Here is a 21,015-nt window from a genome sequence, read left to right on the forward strand (position 1 = left end):
AGGTAAGTATAATCATCTTACCTAAGTCGTTTTTTTTACATATTAAACTTTTTAGTAATTTTATTTTTTAAAGTGAATAAAATTTCGTATATAACCGGTACTACAAAGAGTGTGAGTAGCGTTGAAGAAATTAATCCACCTATTACTGTTGCAGCCATACCTTTTGAAATTAATATTGAACTGTCATGACCAAATAACAACGGCACTAGTGCACCTATTGTTGCAATTGCTGTCATTAATATAGGTCTTATCCGTGTACCACCCGCTTCTATCAATGCCTGTTTCATCGGCATACCTTGTTTTTCATTGTTAATAACACGATCGATTAATACTATAGCATTCGTAACAACGATACCAATTAACATAAGCATACCTATTAAACTTGGAACTGAAATAGTTTCTCCGGTAATGATGAGTGCAAGTACTACACCGATAACCGTAAATGGTAATGAGAACAAGATTGTAAATGGTGCCAGACCACCTCTAAATGTAATAACTAAAATTAAATAAACAATGATAATTGCTGCTATCATCGCCATAGCAAGCTGAGAAATAGCCTTATCAATGTCATCAGTTGCACCGCCGACATTAATTTTAATATGACTAGGTTTCTCAAGGTCTTTCACTTTAGCCATAACTTGTTGAGATTTACCACCCACATCTTTATCAGTCACTTTACCTGTAACAGTCGTAGCATAATCGCCATCTTCTTGAGTCAGTTTACTTGGTGTATATGATTTTTTAAGAGATGCTATTTCACTAAGTTTAATCGTACCGCCCGTAGGCTTATTTAGTTTAATGTTTTTAATTTTTTGAGAAGACCAATCTGTTTGCTTATTTTGTTTGACCTTTACATCTATAGATTTACCCTTTTCATTAACTGTAGAAATTGTTTTCTCAGGTAAGTTTTCATTAAGATTCATCGCAAGTTGTGAAGCAGAAATACCATTATCTGCAGCTTTATTTTGGTCAACTTTTATTTCATATTGGTCATACGTCTGTGATAAATCAGATTTAACATTCGTTATGCCTTTAATATCAGTCATCATTTTCTCTACACGGTTGACTGTATCTTTCATTGCACTTGTATTAGGTCCTTTGACAGTTACTTCAACAGAATTATTACCTGCTCCTGTTCCTAAATCTTGATTTTTCCATTCTCCAGGTTGTTTAAATGTCTCGATATGTTTAAGTACTTTATCAGGCTCTTCATCAAAATTAGGCGTGTCAGATTGATATTTAATCATAATTGCCATGCTGTTGGTACTACCGGTAGGATCTTGTGGTGTAGGACCACCTATAGAATATTGAACAGTTTCTACTTTATCTTTTTTATCTAAATAATTTTGTACTTTTTCAGCATGTTGTGTCACAGATTTCTGTGTTTCTCCAGGTTTTGGAGTATATGTTAGAGCTAAAAATTTATTATCTCCAGTTGAAATATAACTCGTTCCTAGATTTCTTGCGCCTATGACCACACTTCCAACTAAAATAAAAATACTAACTATAAGCACAATCCATTTATGATTAAGTGACCAATTCAAAGCGCTTCTATAGGCTCTCCCAACTGTTCCTAGACCTTCTTTTTGTTCCCTATTTTTAACGCCATTTTTAAAAAATGTTGCACCTAAAGAAGGCACTAGGGTAATCGAAACAAGTAGTGAAGCTAATAAACTAAAAGTAATGGCTAGCGCAAATGGTCTAAACATTTCACCTACTGAACCTGACACAAACACTAGTGGTAAAAACACTACTATAGTAACAAGGGTCGATGACATAATAGGTTTAAATACTTCTCTAGTAGCGCTTATAATTAAATTTTCACCTTTGAGCTTCTCATTCGGATCAGATAATCTTCTAAATATATTCTCAACGACAACTATAGAATCATCTATAACTCGCCCGATTGCAACCGTTAATGCACCTAAAGTAAGAATATTTAATGATACGTTGCTTAATTTTAATGCTATGAGCGCAATTAATATTGACATTGGTATAGATACAATTGAAATAGCTGTAGTTCTTATATTTCTTAAAAACAGAAGAATAACGATAATAGCAACAATCGTACCGAGAGCGGCCTTTTCAACCATAGTATAAAGAGAGTCTTCAATAGGTTTAGCAGTATCCATTGTTTTAATAGATTTCATTCCACTCTCATTACGTACAAATTCATCTACTTTTTTCTGAACTTCTCTCGCAACTTGCACAGTATTAGCATCTTGTGATTTCATAATTTGTAAGTTAACAGCATCTTTTCCATTTGTCTTGGATATAGAAGTACGTTCATCACCGACACTAATATCTGCTAAATCTTTAAGTGGTACAGATGGCATTTGGCCTTTCTGTGCCATATGAGTTGAACTATTAGTCGAGCGAGTATTATCACTTGGCATTAGACTATCACTGTCGGAATCGCTATCATTTTGTGCAGCTTGTCCAGAAATAGATAAAGGGATTTTAAGATTTTTAAAAGCGTCTACAGATTTAAATTGACCATCAACAACAATAGATTTATTACTCTTATTAAATTGGAAAAGTCCTAATGGCGTTTCACGTGTAGCCGTTTTTATATAGTTCTCAACATCGTTTGCAGTTAAACCTTTTTCATCTAAATTTTTTTGTTTAAACTTTAACGATACTTCACGATTAGTTTGACCGTTTAATTGTGCATTTTGTACACCATCAATGGTTTGTAATTTTGGTACGAGCTGTTGATTTAACTTTTTAGTAACGTCTTTTAACTTTTGATTATTACTCGTAAAAGAATATGCCACAATTGGAAAAGCATCCATAGAGTTCCTTGTTAATTCGGGTTCACCAACGCCATCTTTAAACTTAATTTTGTCGATTTCTTTTTTTAATTGTTCTTCAGCTTTATCCATATCTGTACCATTATCGTATTCTACAGTTACTATAGAAGCATTAGGTATAGATTCAGTCTGTACACTATTTACGTAGGCCAACGAGCGTACTTGATTATCAATCTTGCTACTTATTTCATCTTGTGTTGACTGGGGTGTTGCTCCAGACATTGTAGTTTGAACTGAAATAACTGGATTTTCAACATCTGGTAATAATTCAAGTTTTAATTTGGCGCTTGAATAAACGCCACCTAATATAATTAAAACTACCATCAAAAAAATAGCGAATTTATTACCTAACGAAAATTGTAATAATTTTTTAATCATTCATTTTTTCCTTTCTTATAAAAAATCTGAACGCTCTCAATTTATCTATAGAAGCGTTCAGATCTGAATGTAGTAGTTATTTACCTTTAAGTTTACGTGATATTTTAATTTTAGCTTTCGTTAAACGAGGTTTCACTTTCTCAACTAAATGATATAGCGGTTGATTTAATACATAATCAAATTCTCCAATTTTTTCACTTAAATATGTACCCCAAACTCGTTTAAAAGCCCACAACCCATAATGTTCTGAATCTTTATCAGGATCATTATCTGTACCACCAAAGTCATAGGTTGTTGCACCATGCTCACGTGCATATTTCATCATTTCAAATTGCATGTGATGGTTTGGTAAGAAATCACGATAGTCATTCGAGGAAGCGCCATAGAGATAGTAAGATTTGTTTCCTGCAAACATTAAGAGTGCTCCTGACAAGTAAATACCTTCTGGCTCGCTTTTTTCAAGTTCTGTTAAATCCGATTTTAATTCATTTGTTTTCTTAATTTTATTATCAATATCATTAAGTTTATTAAGTGTCTTTTTATCTTGCTTTTTTGATTGTAATTTCTCTTTCTCAGCTAATTGTGCTTCAAGATCTTGATTAACCGTATCTAATACTGGCTTAGGCTCTAATTTAACAAGGAAGAGTTCTGCATCACCGTCTTCATGAAGTGCATCATATATATTTTCAAAATAACTAATATCTCGAGTTAAAAAACCATCTCTCTCCCCAGTTATCTTCATTAAATTAGCAAAGATTTTAAGCCCCTCGCGATTTGATCGTTCTACTTTAGTTCCACGCTTCAGTGCAAGTCTTACTTTTGAACGATTTCGACGTTCGAAACTTTGAACTAATTCATCATCTGTTTTGTCAATAGGCGTAATCATAGTCATTCTTGGTTGAATATAGTCTTTAGACAGTCCTTCTTTAAAACCTTTATGTTTAAACCCAAGCTCACGTAGATTTTTAAGTGCTTCTGCACCTTTATCTACTTCGACATCGGGATCTATTTTGATAGCATACGACTTTTCATCTTTTGCTACTTCTTTAGCATAGCTAAGTAGAGCTTCTAACACTTCTTTATTATTATAATCAGCTACAAATCCCCTAGATACATAGCATAAAGTGTATGGAAGTTTAGGTATTTTTTTGAATAGTAGCTGGCCAACACCTTTAATTTGACCATTTTCACCGACAGCAATTCTTCTTGAATACCATCCTGTTAATTTTTTCGTATCTGCCCACTTAGATAATTGTAATAAATCACCATTGGGATGAGATTTCACAAATGCGTCATGTTGTTGATTAGTGATGTTCATCTTTTCCATGGTTTAAAATATCTCCTTTATTTTACAGTAATTTTAATTATACATCTTAATGAGAACGATGTCGACGATGTCACTTTCAAACCGTTTTAGTTCTTTCAATACTATTACCCTTGATATAATGATTACTAACAACTAGTAAAGAGGTTTTTATATGAGAAAGTTTATTTTATTGTTATTTATTATCCTAAATCTCGTGGCAATCATTATTACAATCAATCACCCACTAACAATTTCATATTTTAGTCTTCGTGTCATCTTCGTAGCATTTATATTTATTATATCCATTTTTTTTATTTTTTTACGTACCACAAACTATGAATTGATTCTAAGTATTTTATCTACCGTTTTCGCTTTCATACACATCGGTTTAATTATTCACAGTGCCTATCTATATTTATACTAGTTGGGTGGCTCAAAACGATATTTAGCACCACGTATAAATATTGAATATGGTGCTGTGGCATTGATATCGGTCATTATTAATGTATGAAAACCTGAATCTTTGCCGTCTTCTATTTTATAGATAACTTCATCAGTTTCTAATTTGAGATCAGTAGATGTAGCCGTTTCATTTACTATTTTCAGGTTATACCATTCTTTCCAAAGACTTACTGTTGTTTCACGTTGAGTGCTAGTAATAATCACCTCTTTAATTTTAAACGATGACAAGTTGAAATTATGTATTTGTGATAGGTTTTGCTTTTTGTTGTTATCCCATTCTATAAAGAAAGGTGGTTTGACTGTATAGTCAGGGTTAGCAATATATAGCAATCTCCAACGAATTTGATGACCTTTTTTATTTTCTCTTTCCATATCAATAGGACCTATCACATCAACGCCTCTATTTTCTAAAGTACTTTTAACCTGATTTATATCCTTTGTTCTAAAACAAATACCTTTAAACCCTTGTTTAAAATGATCCTGCACTATTTTTGTAGCAACTGATACACGACCTTCTTCAGTTTTAGCTATATTGCTAAGTTTTGACTCATTTTCAACATCTAGCAATTCGATATAACTATTTTTAATCGGTGCTATTTGATTAAAGGTGCCCAAATGATGATGTCTTCCACCATTTTGCAATTCTAATATTTCTCCGGGAAACTTAAATGACTCTAATTGATGTAAATAGTGAATGATATGGTCTAATTTTAAGTTCAACTTTCTCCCCCTCCACATGTTATTGCTCATTTTAACAAAATCTAACTTTAATTACTTTAAATATTAAAAAGGAATCTAAGACCATTGCAAAATTCACATTTTAGTCATATAATTGTCTCTGTCTTTTAAATAGTTAGCCAAGCTAACTAATATAACAATGAGGTGTTAGATATTTTAACCAATGAATTTTTCAATAGTTTTATAGGTATATATAGACCCTATATTAAACTTACACAACCTATATTAGATCAGCATCAGATTCATACTGGCCAATGGCTTGTGCTAAGAGATATTGCCAATTATCAACCTACTACCCTTGTAAAAATTTCTCATCGTCGTTCAATAGAAAAGCCTACAACACGAAAGTTGATTAAAGTGTTGTTAGACAATGGTTGGGTCATGACAAAAACAGGAGTTGATAAGAGAGAGAAATTATTGAGTTTAACTGACAAAGGCCAAAGACTTTTTGAAACTATTAATAAAAAGATCACTGTCATTCAACAAGATATTATAAAAAAAACTGGATTAACTGATGAGCAAGTATTTGATATTACAAATGCGATGTCTCAAATTCATGAAGCAATGATAAAGGAGGAACAGTAATGAATCAGTCTACAATAATTAAAGACCCCATCTTTACGAAGAGTTTTAATATTAACTTTGCTATTAACTTTTTTGTTTATCTATGTATGTATTTATTAATTGTCGTTATCGCGAGCTATAGTAAATCAGAATACCATGCTTCTGATTCTGTTGCTGGACTCGTAGTCGGACTTTTTATAGTAGGATCATTAATAGGTCGATTTGTAACAGGTAAATACGTCAATCGATTTGGTCCAAAAAAAATTCTCATTTTTGGTTTAATATGTTTAGTAGTAACACAGCTACTTTATTTTATACCTGGTTCTGTTTGGTTCTTAATGATGGTGCGTTTACTGAACGGCTTAGCAACAGCGGTTGCTACAACTGCTACAGGAACAATAGCAGCATATATTACACCACCTACACGCAAAAGTGAAGGTATCAGTTTATTCTCATTAAGTTTGGTGTTGGGAACCGCTATTGGCCCATTTTTTGGTATGTTATTGATGAATTCCTTTTCTATCAATATTTTATTTACTATTTGTGTAATTTTAGGTGTCATAAGTGGTCTATTATCACTGTTAATTAAAATTAATTTCACAACAGTTAAAGAAAACACAATTACACATAAACGATTCAATTTGGCTCATTTTGTAGCCAAAGAAGCCATTCCGGTAGCATTCGTCATGCTATTAATCGGTGTTACTTACGCTGCAATTTTAACTTATTTACAGGCTTTTGCTGTTGAAAGAGATCTAGTTACATCAGCAAGTTACTTTTTCATTTTTTATGCTATTGCGTCCCTCATAACAAGACCTATTGCTGGAAGATTGATGGATGATAAAAACGAAAATGTAGTTGTTTATCCAGCATTTATCTTTTTAGTATTATCTTTTGTTCTACTGATGCTTAGTTTTAACGGATGGGTATTACTTATTGCAGGTATCGCATTAGGAATTGGTTATGGTAACTTGTCATCTTGTATGCAAGCTATCGCAATAAAAGTATCTCCATCAAATAAATATGGCTTAGCTACATCAACTTACTTTATTGGTTTAGATATAGGAATTGGATTTGGACCATCCTTACTAGGTCTTTTCACACATATGATTTCTTATAGTCAATTATATGGAATCATGGGTATTTTAGGATTTACAACTTTAGTCATCTATATTTTAGTGCACGGACGTAAGGTTTACAGCACTTCATATTAACTACTAGAATTTAAAAAAAACGTCTAAATTAACATACCTAAATATGTCAAAATGACTTTTATGTAAATTTTATTCCAACATTGCTATATCACTATGTTAGGGTATAAAAAATAATAAAAATATAGGGTATAAAAAATAATAAAAATAGTGGTTGGGACCTAATTTCTAGCAAAATAGCCAGTAAATGAGTTTTCATAAATTCATTTACTGGCTTCTTTATTTACAATACTTCGTATTGTTGGTTCGCTTTCTTAGGCGACAGCTTCAGCCTGTAGTCTTCAGCATATTGTAGAAACAATTCTAGAGACTGAATTCAGACATCATCGTGGTGGAATATCATACCATCCAAAAATGATGTTAAAAGTAGTTCTATATGCCTACACACAATCTGTGTTTTCAGGACGTAAGATAGAAAAATTACTTAATGATAATATCCGAATGATGTGGCTATCATAAAATCAAAAGCCTTCTTATAAAACGATTAATCAATTCAAAAACAAATAAAAAAATAATGAGGAATTATAGTTGGGAATATTTCAATGCCCAAATTAAAAAAGCTTTCAGAACCAAAACAAAACCATCTACAGTCAAAGTAAAATTGATGTGGAGCCTGATTTTGGATTTTCACTCGTATGTCCGTTCGAGGGATGAATAAAGCCAAAAGACAACTAAGATTTGTACTAATGACACTTAATATAATAAAAGTAACAACCCAACGAGCTGAAAATAATCAAAAAATCATAAAAAAGACAATTTCTATATTATTTCAATAGAAATTGTCTTTATTTACTTATCCTGGAACTTTATGTCCCAGGCTCATTTTATAATTTATTTAGCCACTTTTAGATTTAAAATTTACTGTCCTTAATTTGCAATACTAATTGTTTCAATTTCTCCAGTCATTTTGTCCAATAATTTCTTTTGCTTTGCATCGAAGAAATAGTAAACTTGTCTTTCATCGGTTTCTGAGCGTAATTTAGAAATGAGTTCTTTCTTATAGATTTTACGAATAATCACATCAATTTTACTAGTATCCCATAACATCTCGAAATGTAATGTGTCTCGTAACTCTTTACCACTAATTTTAGTGTCTGCATAGACCTTGTAAAGAACTACAAATTCTTCAATAGAAATACGATATGTTGTTTTAAGCCAATGCTTTAATTGACTTAATTCTCTCTCTGATTCAATAAAACGTTGTACTTTGTTACTCATAATAATATGCCTCCTAAGTTGATTCTTGGATGTTGTGTTTGTGCGATAAAACTCAATTGCTTATTTTTATTATATTACAGGTTTTGCATTTAATCTATAACAAATATTAAAATTGCCTCTAAATATTGTTTTGAAATTAAACAATTTAAACAATCAGTTATATGTTGAAAGGCATTTAAAATATCTAAATAGGTTTTGTCGTAGCTATATTAACTAACTAAATGTATAAAATTATGGATTTAAAATGTTTAACATGAAGACTTAAGCATATGTTGTCTATAAATACTCAAAACTGTATTAATTGTTTCTTGCTTATTTAATATAATTTATTAGTATTATAAACTTTTGAAACTAAATTTAAATGCTTAAAATACCATAAGTATTAAAATTCTAGACTAAGCCTATCCACCTATATAATTCATATTAATTTTTTTCTTTCTATTATTCTCAATAGTTTGCATCGTACGCTTATCAGAGTACTGATCGTTTCTAATACTCCACAATCGTTTAAATTGTGCTTTTAAATCATCATCTGTAGCTCCATTACGTATTAAGGCTTTTACATCAAACCCTTCTGAGGAGGCAAATAAACAACCATAAAATTTACCATCTGAAGACAATCGAGCACGCGTACATGTGGAACAAAATGATTCAGATACACTCGTAATTAGACCAAATTGTGCATCACTATCTTTATGTCGAAAATATTTAGCAACTTCCCCATAATATTTAGGCGCTACAGGACTTATCTCAAAATGTTGTTCTATCATATTAAGCATTTCTTCTTTAGTTACAACTTTATTGAAATTCCATCCATTATCGTTACCTACATCCATAAATTCAATAAAACGTACTTCGATATTTTTATTTTTAAAATAATCAATCATCGGGATAATTTGATTATCATTAACCCCTTTTTGAATAACCACGTTTACTTTAACTTCAAAACCTATTGATACTGCATAATCAATTTGTTCTAAGATTGTAGACGCTTTAATATTTCTATTGTTAATTTCTTGAAAAACGTTATCCTCAATCGCATCTAAACTTACATTAATACGTCGTAAACCAGCTTGATATAAATTTTTTCCATGTTTTTTTAATAACAAGCCATTAGTAGTCAATCCAATATCCTCTATACCATCTATGAGATTTAATTGCTCTACAAGTTTATAAAGATTGCGTCGTAAGAGAGGCTCTCCTCCTGTAATTCTTATCTTTTTAACTCCTAATTGAGCATAAATCTTTGAAATTCGTGTTAATTCTTCAAAAGTAAGCAATTCATTCTTAGGTAAGAAAGTGTAATCATCTCCAAAGATTTCCTTTGGCATACAATAATCACATCTGAAATTACATCGATCAGTGACCGATATTCTTAAATCCCGTATTGGACGGCCTAATTTATCTTGTATTACCTCTTTCATTGTTGGACCTCCTTATTCATTTATCTGCATTTTTAAAGAGTCCAAATCATGCTGAAAATTAATATTCTTATACCAATAATAAGGCGAGTCAATTTCAGTAACATCTAACCAATCTGTCGATAATTGTTTAAAGACATGCTTCAGACTTAAATGATTTGAATTTAAAGCTTTTTCAATAAAAGGAAACGTCGAAAGTGTATAAAAACCAATCGTCGGTATACATATTTCTCCTTCTTTAAATGCGACAATATCTAAACGTGATTCAATTAAGTTTGATACCATGAAATGATATAACCCATTCACTGCTTTACTTGTAATCATTGGTGTATCAACAGATACAATGAAAAACAATTCTTCATCCATGTATTGTTTCATCACTGAGTAAATTCCTGTTAGCGGCCCTTTATTTTGATGATGTTCGTCATCAATAATCACATATTCATATTCAAACTGAGAAGCTAATTGGGAATTAGTGCTAATGATAATGCGATTAAACATATTTGTAGATTTTAACGTTTCTATAATTTTTTGATAAAAATATTGATTATCAATTTTAGCAAAAGCTTTAGCTTTACCAAATCGGCTAGATTCTCCACCTGCTAAAATAATTGCTTTCATCTTGATCAACCCCCACTGACCGGTGGAATGAGCGCAATTGTATCTCCTGGTTGAACTATATCATCCTGTCTGACGAATTCTTCATTAACAGCTATTTGAAATTTTTTAGATTTAAGTTCACTATGGTGTTTTAATAAATATGACTCGAATTCTTGAACAGTTAATGTCGTATCTAAATGTATTGTTTCAGTAGATCGATTGAGCAACTCTTTTAACTCTGCAAAATATAAAATTTTCATCTTGCTTTCCCCTTTTTTGCTTCATTATATGTTCCCTTTTGATGACCTTGCCATTCAGCACCATCTTCCCAAATTTCCTTTTTCCAAATTGGAACAATTTCCTTTATGCGCTCGATGGCGTATTCATTCGCTGCATATGCTGCTTTTCTATGCGGTGAAGATACTGCAATTAAAACTGCAATATCTGATATTTGTAATGGACCAATTCGATGTACAATTGTTGTTATTGTTCCAGGCCACTTTTCTTCAATTTCTTTACCAATTTGAGCTAATTTTTTCTCAGCCATTGGTATATAAGCTTCATACTCTAAATGTTGTGTACGAATACCTTTAGTCCACTCTCTTACGTGACCAGTAAATACGACTACGGCACCTTGACGTTCGTTAATCGTAAAATCCCTATATTGTTCTGTTTCAATAGGTTGAGTCACGATTTCAAATTGCTTCATTTAATTCATTCCCTTATCCTTAATTAATTTATTGAGTAAGTGCTCAAGTTGATTACTTGCACGTGGATGATTGGTTTCTATTTTCCCTATGACGTGAGAAAGTCCTTGTAGACTTCTTAATTCATCATTATTTTTATAAACGATAATTTTATCATAATTTGCTTCTTTAAATCCCTCAACTAAAATGATACTACAATCAATTGTAACAGAATTTTCTATTATTTCTCTAAGCGATTGTTTCTTTTTACGTGTCACTGTTTGCTGTAAATGATGCCCCTGAACAATACTTTGGTCTGCGCCCGCAGCGAAATGTTTCATGTGGTCAACATCAGATGACTGTAATTCAATTTCTTCACCAATATGCCCGTGATGTTTAATTGTTACTACTGAATAGCCTCGTTCTTTTAAAAATGATATAGCATGGTTCATCAATGTGGTTTTCCCTGAATTTTTCATACCTACAATTTGTAAAATCATAGTATCAATTCCTCTTCAAAACTATTAGATTCGGTCAAAATCACATCAACAATGTTGCCCGCTTTAAATCCACGTGTGCCACCAGGAAGCATAATCATAGCATTAGCGTGCGCAATGGCTACAACTGCACCTGATTTATTAAATCCAGATGGTATTACTGTCATTCCAGCTTTTGTTAATGTTGCCTTAGCACGAATCAATCGTGTAAATGGGTTAGCTTTATTAAAATCTTCCATAAGTGTAGCTTTGATTATTTGCGGATAACAAGCTTTAGCTCCCATGAGCTTATTTACAGCAGGTTTGACATATAATTCAAATCCTGTATAGCAGGCTGAAGGGTTTCCAGATAAGCCAAATAAATATTTACCATCTGCAAATGCAACCGTAGTAACACTACCTGGTCTTTGAGCCACTTTGTTAAATAGTATCTGTGCTTGGATGGACTTGTATATTTCTGGTAAGTAATCAAAATCTCCTACCGACACACCTCCGGTAGTAATTACTAAATCATGCTCTGATAAAGCTTTTTTTACAACCTCAATACTCTTTTCGAGATTATCATGCTGAACTTTATACATTCCAACTTGTATTCCAAATTGTTTAGCTAATGCTTTAATCATTGGTCCGTTTGAATTTCGTATCTTTCCTGGTTCAAGCTCATCTTCTACTTCAAGCAATTCACTACCTGTAGCAATTACTGCAACAGTTGGTTTTCGAGCCACTCGCACTTTAGTATAACCGTATGTAGCTAAGACTGCTATCACACCTGAGTTAATACGCATACCTTTATGTAGTACAATATCACCAGCTTTTATTTCTTCACCTTGTAGCGAAATATTTTCTAAATGTTTAAAGGATTTTCTAATTGTAAAAGTTGTTTCAGATTCAATAGTTTGTTCAAACATTACTACGGCATCAGCTCCAGAAGGAATTTGAGCACCAGTCATTATTCGAATTGCTTGGTTTTTATCAATTGTTTTTTCTGAAACTGAACCTGCACCGATATGATCTATTACTTCAAATTCAATACGGTTTTCGCCACTTGCACCTTGTGAATCTTCACTTCTAATTGCAAACCCATCGTAGGGTGATTTATTAAATCTTGGTATATCATAGGTCGCAACAATATCTTCAGCAAGAATATGTCCTAAACTTTCATCTAAATTAATATTGATATTCTTCACTTCAACATGTTGTTTCATAATACGTTTAATTGCTTCTTTAACTGATATTGGCGTTCTTTTCTCTACAGACATACACTCATCTCCAAAAAATATTAATTTTCATGATATACTTACTCCTAATAGGAGGGAAAAAATGACTAATTTCACACATATTAATAAACAAGGTAATGCTAAAATGGTTGATGTTTCTAATAAAGAAATTACAAAACGTGTAGCAGAAGCACACTCAAGTATAATAGTTAATGAAAAAATTTATAGTCAAATTACTCAAAATACTAATAGTAAAGGAAATGTACTTAATACTGCGCAAATTGCTGGTATTATGGCAGCTAAAAACACTTCTACAATCATTCCTATGTGTCATCCATTACCACTTACAGGCATAGATATATCCTTCAAATGGGATTCAAATAATGATGATTCATATCGTTTAAATATTACAGCGGTCGTGTCTACAACAGGTAAAACTGGTGTTGAAATGGAAGCATTGACTGCTGCTTCAGTTACAGCACTTACAATCTATGATATGACAAAAGCTATAGACAAAGGCATGATAATTGGAGAAACGTACTTAGAATCTAAATCTGGTGGTAAATCTGGCGACTTCCACAGAAAAAATTGATAATTCTATTTATTGTATAAATTAAAGATTCGTACATTATATCTAATATCTTGAAATTACTTAATTCCTAATGTCTTTATTTAATTCAAACACTAAGTGACTCAATTCAGGTTTAATTAATTTTTCTATTGCAAGTTTAATTGCACCAGTTGAGCCAGGAAGTGCAAAAATTAAGGTGCTATCACAGGTACCTGCAATAGCTCGAGTTAATAATGCTCTTGTACCAACATCTTCGGTATAACTTAAGTATCTAAATAATTCACCAAAACCTTCTAATTCTTTAGTTAACAATGGGCGAACAGCTTCTATTGTCACATCTCTTTGTGAGATACCTGTTCCTCCCGTTGTAATAATGACATCTAGTTGATTTGACGAAGTTAACCAAAGCTTAAGTTGGTGTGTAATAGCTTCTATATCATCTTTAACAATTCGATAGTGGTTAATATCAACATGATTCTCATGTTGATTTATCAAAGATTGAATCAGTTGACCACCTTTATCAGAATCATAATCTCTCGTATCCGATACAGTCAAAATTGCTACATGAATCGGTCTGTTTAAATGAATATTCTGATGTTGATGTTTGTGCATGTTTATTCACTCCCTTATATTTAACCAAATAGTTGATGCATTAATTGAATTGCTTTTTTAGGTTCTGTCGTTCCATGTATCAAAAATCTACCTCCAGAAAATGCAACAATTCGATGTTCTCTAAACCTAAACATTGTCATATATAAATTCGTGCGATATTGAATATGATTTCGCTCGAGAAATGATAGTAATATTTCCTGAGAAATATCAGCATTTTTATATTGAACAGTGTCTCTTCCACATAAGATCGCGTAATCTTGTTGATGTTGATTAAGGTGTGGATATGTTGGAGCATTACCACAAGTTTTACAATCTTCATTTTGCATACGACTAAAACCAAATGTATAATGATCTCCTTCCCAAATATCCCCCGTAAGTGAAGTGTGTATTAACCTTATTACCAGTCAACAACTTCAATGCATCACTGAGTTGTAAACTGGTTGTCATTGTTACAGCTGGTTGAATAACTCCAACCGTATCACATGTTAAATTAATAGATGGTAATTGAGGCATTAAGCAATTAAAACACGGTGTTTCACCAGGAATAAACGTTGCCTGAACATATGTACTTTGTACAACACCACCATATATCCAAGGAATCTGATGTTTATAAGCAAAGTCATTAATTAACTGACGTGTATCAAAATTATCAGTTGCATCTAATATGATATCGACATGCATGCCATGTTGCTCTAAGAAATTGTAATTAACATGCTCAATATAAGCATCTATCTCTACATCTTTACGTATCTCTTTTAAAACTTTCTGTGCAGCGATCACTTTTGGTAGTACATCTTCTGCATCACGCTCTATAAAGAGCGTTTGTCGTTGTAAATTGCTAAATTCAATGTAGTCTCTATCAACAATAGTTAACTTATTTATTCCCGCTCTCACTAATCCCTCAGCTAAGTGTGTTCCTAACGCCCCCATACCTACTATAAGCACATGTTTTTTCTCAAGTAGACTTTGACCTTTTAAACCAATTTCCTTAAACAACACTTGTCTCGAGTATCTTTCTTGCATCAGATCCCTAAACCTCTCTTTATATTTTGAATATACAAATTATTGTTAAAATTAACAGATAAATAGCACTTCTTACTATATTTGTATACAATCTTCAATTGTTATAATCTTATGCGCCATTTGTTGCGCTTCATAATTTGAATGCGTTACAAATATAATAGGAATTTGCCATGCTTCGAATATTTTTAAAATTAATTTGATACCTTCTTTTTTTGTTTTATCATCTAAACTTGAAAAAGGCTCATCAAGCAAAATCAAATCGGGTTTCGTACTTAGCGCCCTTGCTAAAGCGACGCGCTGAGCTTCACCTCCTGATAAGGTCACAGGATACTTTTCAAGTAAATGCTCTATTTTTAGAGTATGAATAAGTTCATTGATATGTTCAGAAGGTTTAGTCATAAACGTTATGTTGTTATAAACATTCATATTGGGGAAAAGTTGATAATCTTGAAATAGATATCCTATACGACGTTGTTGAACCTTAACATTCAAATGGTGTCGTGAATCAGTTAATACACGTTTACCAACCTTTATATATGAATAATTTATAGCTTTCAAACCGGCAATTATATTTAAAATTGTTGTCTTTCCAATTCCAGATGGTCCCTGTATCGCATATATCTTAGGGTGTTGATCCTTTATATTTATATTAATTTTCGTCTGATTAAGAACACCATTCACTTTAATTGTGAGCATTTAATCAACCTCCCTAAACGTATCACGATTAACCAGATTTATGGTCGCTATGACAGTTACCGCAAACGCAACTAATACAAGCACCCATAACCATGCTTCATTTTCTTTCCCTTGCTCCACTAAAAAATAAATTTCTAAAGGCAATGTATTTGTTTTGTCTGGGATATAGCCAGCAACCATCAAAGTAGCACCAAATTCACCTATTGCTCTTGCAAAGCTCATCATAATACCTGCAAGAATAGAACGTTTAGATAATGGTAACACCAATTTAAGAAATATTTTTGTTTCACTTGCTCCCATCGTTCTTGCAGTATTTAACATCTTTGAATCTATACTTCGAAAACCATTCACTGTATGTTGATACATAAGGGGAAAACTAACAATGACAGATGCAATCACTGCACCTGTCAATGTAAATACAACTGGTAAGTGTAAGATATTAGTAAAGAATTCTCCTACAGGACTTCTTGTTGAAAATATAATTAATAGTATAAAACCAAGGACAGTAGGTGGTAACACAATTGGTAAAATGATAAAACTTTCTAATAGATTTACCCAATATCTTTTTTTATTGTATAGCCATTTAGAAATCAAAATGCCAAAAATAGTAACTATCATTGTACTGATTAAAGCAACACGAAAAGAAATCCAAAAGGACGTTAAATCAGGCATAGCTCTGAACTCCTTATACAGAAAATTGATATTCTTTAAGAATTTGTTTAGCTTTATTAGATTTTAAGAAGTTAATCCATTCTTTAGCTAATTTTTTATCTGAAGTTGCACCTGCTTTATAAGTAATTGGTTTGCTTAATTTAATTTCTTCGATGACTTTAACTTTATTTGCTTTTTTCTTTTGTTGATATAAGTCTGTTTTGTAAACGAATCCTTCCTGTGCATTTCCTTTTTCCACATAATTTAATACTTGTTTTACGTCTTTAGCAAAAATAATTTTATCTTTAACATCACCATATAAATGTTGATCATCTAAATATTGTTTTGCATATTTACCAGCAGGCACTGTTTTTATTTGTCCTAGTGCGAGTTTGTCGTTTTGATTTAAATCTTTTACAGAGGTATAACTTTTATTTTTATCGCCAATTAATACAAGTTGATTCTTTGCATAATTATAAGTGTCATGTGCTTTGTTTTTTTTCTTCAACAGGTCTATATCTTTAGTGTTAGCTGACATCATGACATCTGCCGGAGCACCCGCTTCTATCTGTTGTCTTAACGCACCTGATCCGCCATAGTTAAATTTAATTTCTACATTTGGATGGTCCTTTTTAAATTCATTTCCTAATGCTTTACTGACTTCAGTCAAACTTGCTGCAGCAGAAACTTGAAGTTCTTGTTTATCACCTTTTGTCGGTTGTTTTTCATTCTGTTCTTTATTCTGACCTTTCTCGTTGGTACAACCTGCTAACACTACACACAATGTTAAAATGATAACAAAAATATGTTTAATTTTCATGATAGCCTACCTCCATTTAACCTTTATTATACGCTTTAAATATTATTTGAAAAAGAAATAAAATGTGATAAATTATGTCATTATTTATACAACTATATGTACTTCAATTTACTTTACAAAATCTTCTTAAAAGTCCTTTCCTAATAATATGATATACAAAAGAGTGAGAATTGAGTTTCTTTTATGATAATAAGTAGTTATGATTCAAGGGGTAAAAAATGAAAAAAGATGTGACGCAAAAACAAACTATAATCAAATTTGAAAATGGACACTTATATACAGCATCGGATTCATGTATAACAGAGATGCCATTAACAATTAAAGTCAACGAATTTAAGTTTGCAACTATTATTTGTAGTCGAAACTATTTAGAAGAATTGACTTTAGGTTTTCTTGCATCTGAAGGTATATTCTTAAAGAGAAATGACTTACAATCCATTCATATCGACGAAAGTAAAGGATTCGCTCATGTGAAACTAACTCAATCAGTAGGCCATCACTTCGAACATCCTACAAAACGTGTGCTTGCTTCCTGTTGTGGTAAAAGCAGAGCCTTTTATTTTCAAAATGATGCAGCTATTGCCAAAACATCAATGACAACCATTTAACTTCAACCCTAACAAGTTATTAATATGATGACGCAATTACAGGATGCAAGTATTATTTTCAAACAAATGGGTGGTCTCCATAATGCTGCCATCAGTGATGGAAAAAATTTTTTGAACATCGCTACGAAATCTGACGTCATAACGCTCTTGATAAATTATACAGTTATTGTATTCAACGACATATACCGGTGAGAGATAAGGTTTTAATTTTTAGCGATCGTATTTCATCTGAAATTTTAATCAAAGCAGCTAAAATCGATGTAGAAATTATATTATCTAAATCTGCCCCTACTTCACTTGCAATACAACTTGCAAAAGATTTATACATTACCGCAATTGAGTTTATTCGAGAAAATCATTTTAATAGTCACCCAGAAAGAATCATAAATTAAATGAATTTTAAGATTAACATTTCATTTACGATCACCTTTTCAACTCATAAAAAATACCCAAGATGAATTGATTTAACAATCCATCTTAGGTTATCATTTCGATATAAAATTTCAATTAACTTAAATATTTTCTTTTAAAATATGATACTTAAAACCTTGATATACATATCCTTGTCTTAGATACATATCTTTAGCAGTATCTTTTCCATCTGCAACAAGAATAACAGGTCGCTCATTAGCCATACGTCCAACGTAAGCTTGTATTTCAGAACCGATACCTTGATGTTGGAATTCTTCTAAAACCCCAAAACCATCTATTTCTATTGTTTTATCCGTCATTATAATATCGACTATTCCAACTGGTTGATGGTTAACATATGCAACTAAACGTTCAATATCGTCCAAGTTATATGAGCTATAAATATGTTGTTTAACCATGTTGGCATAGCTATCACCAAAAGGCCGTGCAAACGCATCATAAACATGAAGGTAATCATTGATATTATTGCTTGATACAAGTTGAATATCTACGTCTCTTTTGCGGGAGAGCTCTTTTAACGCTTTAGCTTCAATGACATAGAGCTCAAGTACTCCTATCTGAAAACCTAGTTCACGTATTTTTTCCAACAATACTTCATCTATCTTTTCATTAGCTGGAAATGAAAATGAAAGATGATAGGATGATTGATTTAGATGCATTTTCTTTTGAACTTCAATGTCTTTAAGCCACTGGTTCATTGTTGGCATCGTTTTATAAATCCACGTGTTACTAGCATATTTTAATGGTTGAGGAGGTAAGAGATAAATCGCCTTTCTAGAATCTTCAGTTATTTTATTTCCATCAATATAAATATCTTTAAAAGTTATTTTCGACATAAATATCGCCTCATCAACTTTATTATTATTTTTTAGTTATTGAATAAGAGTCTTGAAACGTGAATGATTTAAAATTGCTGCACCTATTAAACTTGCAATAATAGCCTTAATGATATCACCTGGCATAAATGTAAATGATAATATAAATGCCTTAGAGATAGGTATATGTATAATAAAGCCCATAATGATAGTACCTAATATATCTAATCCTAATACACCGATAACTAGTGTAGCTATAAAAATCACTAAGAAATTAATTTTATGCAAATATGCATCACGAATAATGCCTATAAAGTAAGCTACAACAGGATATAAGAATAAGAATCCTGCCGAAGGTCCTGCAAATACGCCAATTCCCCCACGGCCTCCAGAAAGCACTGGCAAACCTGTAGCTACCAATAGTAAAAAGACAATAACACTAGTAGTACCAAGCTTTCGCCCTAAAATAATTCCTGCCAAAAAGATTCCTATATTCTGTAATACAATAGGGACTGGCATAAATGGCAGAGGTACACTTGGTACTATACCTAAAATACAAATGATAGCAGTCATTAAAGCTGTATATACTAAATGTTTTGTAGTCACTTGTTCATCCTCCTTACATAGATTTTATTATAGCACCCTTGTAAACTTTTATGAATGGAAAGTTTACAATAAGTTGAAGTAGATGAACCTTTTTATTAACAAATAAAACTTAGGACTCGATTTTCTTTGCTAAATCCGTTATGTAGTTAAAAAATGCTTGTTTATTTACATCCGTAATGACTTGAACTTCACGTCCATATTCAGATTGGAATGTTCTCCCTTGACTAGGTCCTTGACTGACTACATCAATTTTCAATTTCGTTGATTCAACTAAATTTGGAGAACCCACATAAGCAGTAGTTAATACATCCCATAAAAAGTATGTTGAATTGGTCACAAAATGTGTGAGTGGTGGTACTGCTGCGTAACTTGTGCCCAGAAAATCAACGCCTAAATATTGTCTTTTATCTGCCCACATTTGACGAACTTCCATTGTTAGAGGGACTTGATTTGTACTTTCTAAAGCAACAATATCGACATTCATATCACTATCTAATACAACTTTTACAGCCTCAGGATCCCAAAATGCATTCCATTCAGCTGTACCATCATGTTCTGGTTCTTCAACATTTCCTTTGTCTAAAAACGTTCCACCCATCCAAACTAATTTCTCTATATTTTTTAAAATTGAGTTGTCATATTTTATAGCTTTAGCTAAATCTGTAAGCGGTCCAGTAAATAACAATGTAACTTTCTCATCACAACTCTTCACTTTACGAATAATATCTATATACGCCTCGTCCTCACTAGCCTTGCATCTTTTGGGTATACAAGACTCATTTAGCACTGGTAAGGCATCCATAAAGAAAGCATGCATTCTCCATTCTTTTGGAAAAGGATTTTTCCCTCTTTCATATGATGGTGCTACATTAATTTCAACGTCTGAAAAACGATTTATAATCTTTAATGAAGCACTTAATGAAGGCTCTAAATAGCAGTCTGCACCAATCGTACTTACGCCAACAAGTTCTATATTTTCCATTTGTAATAATAAAAATAGTGACACTAGATCATCAACGCCACCATCATGATTAAAATATACTTTGGTCATAGTTGATACTCCTAACGTT

The 21,015-nt window shown here is 32.1% G+C and carries 20 protein-coding genes and 4 pseudogenes; 6 read left to right on the plus strand and 18 right to left on the minus strand.

Annotation, left to right across the window (positions count from 1 at the left end):
• Window positions 1-35: 35 nt before the first annotated feature.
• The 3 genes from AC1Q7N_RS07945 to AC1Q7N_RS07955 form a co-directional block, all read right to left on the minus strand.
• Complete coding sequence (locus AC1Q7N_RS07945) at window positions 36-3,191, minus strand: efflux RND transporter permease subunit (protein ID WP_002495567.1); 3,156 nt, start codon at window positions 3,189-3,191, stop codon at window positions 36-38.
• Window positions 3,192-3,267: 76 nt separating this feature from the next.
• Window positions 3,268-4,518, minus strand: a complete 1,251-nt coding sequence (locus AC1Q7N_RS07950; RefSeq protein WP_002438530.1) for a lipid II:glycine glycyltransferase FemX — start codon at window positions 4,516-4,518, stop codon at window positions 3,268-3,270.
• A gap of 399 nt (window positions 4,519-4,917) precedes the next feature.
• Complete coding sequence (locus AC1Q7N_RS07955; protein ID WP_002494671.1) at window positions 4,918-5,679, minus strand: VOC family protein; 762 nt, start codon at window positions 5,677-5,679, stop codon at window positions 4,918-4,920.
• Between the two features lie 162 nt (window positions 5,680-5,841).
• Here AC1Q7N_RS07955 and AC1Q7N_RS07960 point away from each other — a divergent pair, with 162 nt between their 5' ends.
• From AC1Q7N_RS07960 to AC1Q7N_RS07975, 4 genes and pseudogenes are all read left to right on the plus strand, one after another.
• A complete protein-coding gene (locus AC1Q7N_RS07960; protein WP_001829772.1) occupies window positions 5,842-6,282 on the plus strand; it encodes a MarR family winged helix-turn-helix transcriptional regulator in 441 nt (146 codons plus the stop codon).
• Complete coding sequence (locus AC1Q7N_RS07965) at window positions 6,282-7,475, plus strand: MFS transporter (RefSeq protein WP_002468894.1); 1,194 nt, start codon at window positions 6,282-6,284, stop codon at window positions 7,473-7,475. The genes AC1Q7N_RS07960 and AC1Q7N_RS07965 overlap by 1 nt, the downstream gene beginning before the upstream one ends.
• A gap of 285 nt (window positions 7,476-7,760) precedes the next feature.
• Window positions 7,761-7,928, plus strand: a pseudogene (locus tag AC1Q7N_RS07970) (transposase); the annotation flags it as partial.
• A 34-nt stretch (window positions 7,929-7,962) separates the two neighbouring features.
• Window positions 7,963-8,343 (plus strand): annotated as a pseudogene (locus tag AC1Q7N_RS07975) (transposase); the annotation flags it as partial.
• On the opposite strand, the gene AC1Q7N_RS07980 reads toward AC1Q7N_RS07975, so the two are convergent.
• From AC1Q7N_RS07980 to AC1Q7N_RS08010, 7 genes are all read right to left on the minus strand, one after another.
• Window positions 8,340-8,690: a SarA family transcriptional regulator gene (locus AC1Q7N_RS07980; RefSeq protein WP_001832414.1), complete on the minus strand. Its 351-nt coding sequence runs from the start codon at window positions 8,688-8,690 to the stop codon at window positions 8,340-8,342. The pseudogene AC1Q7N_RS07975 and the gene AC1Q7N_RS07980 overlap by 4 nt on opposite strands.
• Before the next feature lie 401 nt (window positions 8,691-9,091).
• Window positions 9,092-10,114, minus strand: a complete 1,023-nt coding sequence (gene moaA, locus AC1Q7N_RS07985; protein ID WP_002438521.1) for a GTP 3',8-cyclase MoaA — start codon at window positions 10,112-10,114, stop codon at window positions 9,092-9,094.
• A 12-nt stretch (window positions 10,115-10,126) separates the two neighbouring features.
• Complete coding sequence (gene mobA / locus AC1Q7N_RS07990) at window positions 10,127-10,732, minus strand: molybdenum cofactor guanylyltransferase MobA (RefSeq protein ID WP_001832403.1); 606 nt, start codon at window positions 10,730-10,732, stop codon at window positions 10,127-10,129.
• 5 nt (window positions 10,733-10,737) lie between these two features.
• A complete protein-coding gene (gene moaD, locus AC1Q7N_RS07995) occupies window positions 10,738-10,971 on the minus strand; it encodes a molybdopterin converting factor subunit 1 (RefSeq protein WP_002438518.1) in 234 nt (77 codons plus the stop codon).
• A complete protein-coding gene (locus tag AC1Q7N_RS08000; protein WP_002438516.1) occupies window positions 10,968-11,420 on the minus strand; it encodes a molybdenum cofactor biosynthesis protein MoaE in 453 nt (150 codons plus the stop codon). Before AC1Q7N_RS08000 ends, moaD begins: the two co-directional genes overlap by 4 nt.
• The gene (gene mobB / locus AC1Q7N_RS08005; RefSeq protein ID WP_002438514.1) at window positions 11,421-11,897 is read right to left on the minus strand and encodes a molybdopterin-guanine dinucleotide biosynthesis protein B; all 477 of its coding nucleotides are present in this window, start codon (window positions 11,895-11,897) and stop codon (window positions 11,421-11,423) included.
• Entirely contained in the window at window positions 11,894-13,153 is a 1,260-nt protein-coding gene (locus AC1Q7N_RS08010; protein WP_002456088.1) for a molybdopterin molybdotransferase MoeA, read from the minus strand. The genes mobB and AC1Q7N_RS08010 overlap by 4 nt, the downstream gene beginning before the upstream one ends.
• Window positions 13,154-13,214: 61 nt before the next feature.
• Between AC1Q7N_RS08010 and moaC the strand changes: the two genes are divergently transcribed.
• Entirely contained in the window at window positions 13,215-13,703 is a 489-nt protein-coding gene (moaC, locus tag AC1Q7N_RS08015; protein ID WP_002438509.1) for a cyclic pyranopterin monophosphate synthase MoaC, read from the plus strand.
• Between the two features lie 60 nt (window positions 13,704-13,763).
• Here the strand turns inward: moaC and AC1Q7N_RS08020 are convergent, their stop codons facing one another.
• From AC1Q7N_RS08020 to modA, 5 genes and pseudogenes are all read right to left on the minus strand, one after another.
• On the minus strand, window positions 13,764-14,294 hold the full coding sequence (locus AC1Q7N_RS08020; RefSeq protein WP_002438508.1) for a MogA/MoaB family molybdenum cofactor biosynthesis protein: 531 nt from the start codon (window positions 14,292-14,294) through the stop codon (window positions 13,764-13,766).
• Between the two features lie 20 nt (window positions 14,295-14,314).
• A pseudogene (locus AC1Q7N_RS08025) lies at window positions 14,315-15,317 on the minus strand (ThiF family adenylyltransferase).
• Between the two features lie 75 nt (window positions 15,318-15,392).
• On the minus strand, window positions 15,393-16,013 hold the full coding sequence (locus tag AC1Q7N_RS08030) for an ATP-binding cassette domain-containing protein (RefSeq protein WP_002495564.1): 621 nt from the start codon (window positions 16,011-16,013) through the stop codon (window positions 15,393-15,395).
• Window positions 16,014-16,685, minus strand: a complete 672-nt coding sequence (gene modB / locus AC1Q7N_RS08035; protein WP_002438504.1) for a molybdate ABC transporter permease subunit — start codon at window positions 16,683-16,685, stop codon at window positions 16,014-16,016. It lies immediately after the preceding gene.
• Between the two features lie 13 nt (window positions 16,686-16,698).
• Window positions 16,699-17,484, minus strand: coding sequence for a molybdate ABC transporter substrate-binding protein (modA, locus tag AC1Q7N_RS08040; protein ID WP_002438502.1), 786 nt, complete (start codon window positions 17,482-17,484; stop codon window positions 16,699-16,701).
• Between the two features lie 218 nt (window positions 17,485-17,702).
• Here modA and fdhD point away from each other — a divergent pair.
• Window positions 17,703-18,484, plus strand: a pseudogene (gene fdhD / locus AC1Q7N_RS08045) (formate dehydrogenase accessory sulfurtransferase FdhD).
• Window positions 18,485-18,604: 120 nt separating this feature from the next.
• Here the strand turns inward: fdhD and AC1Q7N_RS08050 are convergent.
• The 3 genes from AC1Q7N_RS08050 to AC1Q7N_RS08060 form a co-directional block, all read right to left on the minus strand.
• Window positions 18,605-19,360, minus strand: a complete 756-nt coding sequence (locus AC1Q7N_RS08050) for a GNAT family N-acetyltransferase (RefSeq protein WP_002438495.1) — start codon at window positions 19,358-19,360, stop codon at window positions 18,605-18,607.
• Between the two features lie 36 nt (window positions 19,361-19,396).
• Window positions 19,397-19,945, minus strand: a complete 549-nt coding sequence (locus AC1Q7N_RS08055) for a biotin transporter BioY (protein WP_001832423.1) — start codon at window positions 19,943-19,945, stop codon at window positions 19,397-19,399.
• A gap of 109 nt (window positions 19,946-20,054) precedes the next feature.
• Window positions 20,055-20,996, minus strand: coding sequence for a nucleoside hydrolase (locus AC1Q7N_RS08060; protein ID WP_002438493.1), 942 nt, complete (start codon window positions 20,994-20,996; stop codon window positions 20,055-20,057).
• Between the last annotated feature and the right edge of the window lie 19 nt (window positions 20,997-21,015).

This window comes from Staphylococcus sp. GW823-FHT05F06, assembly GCF_058795495.1.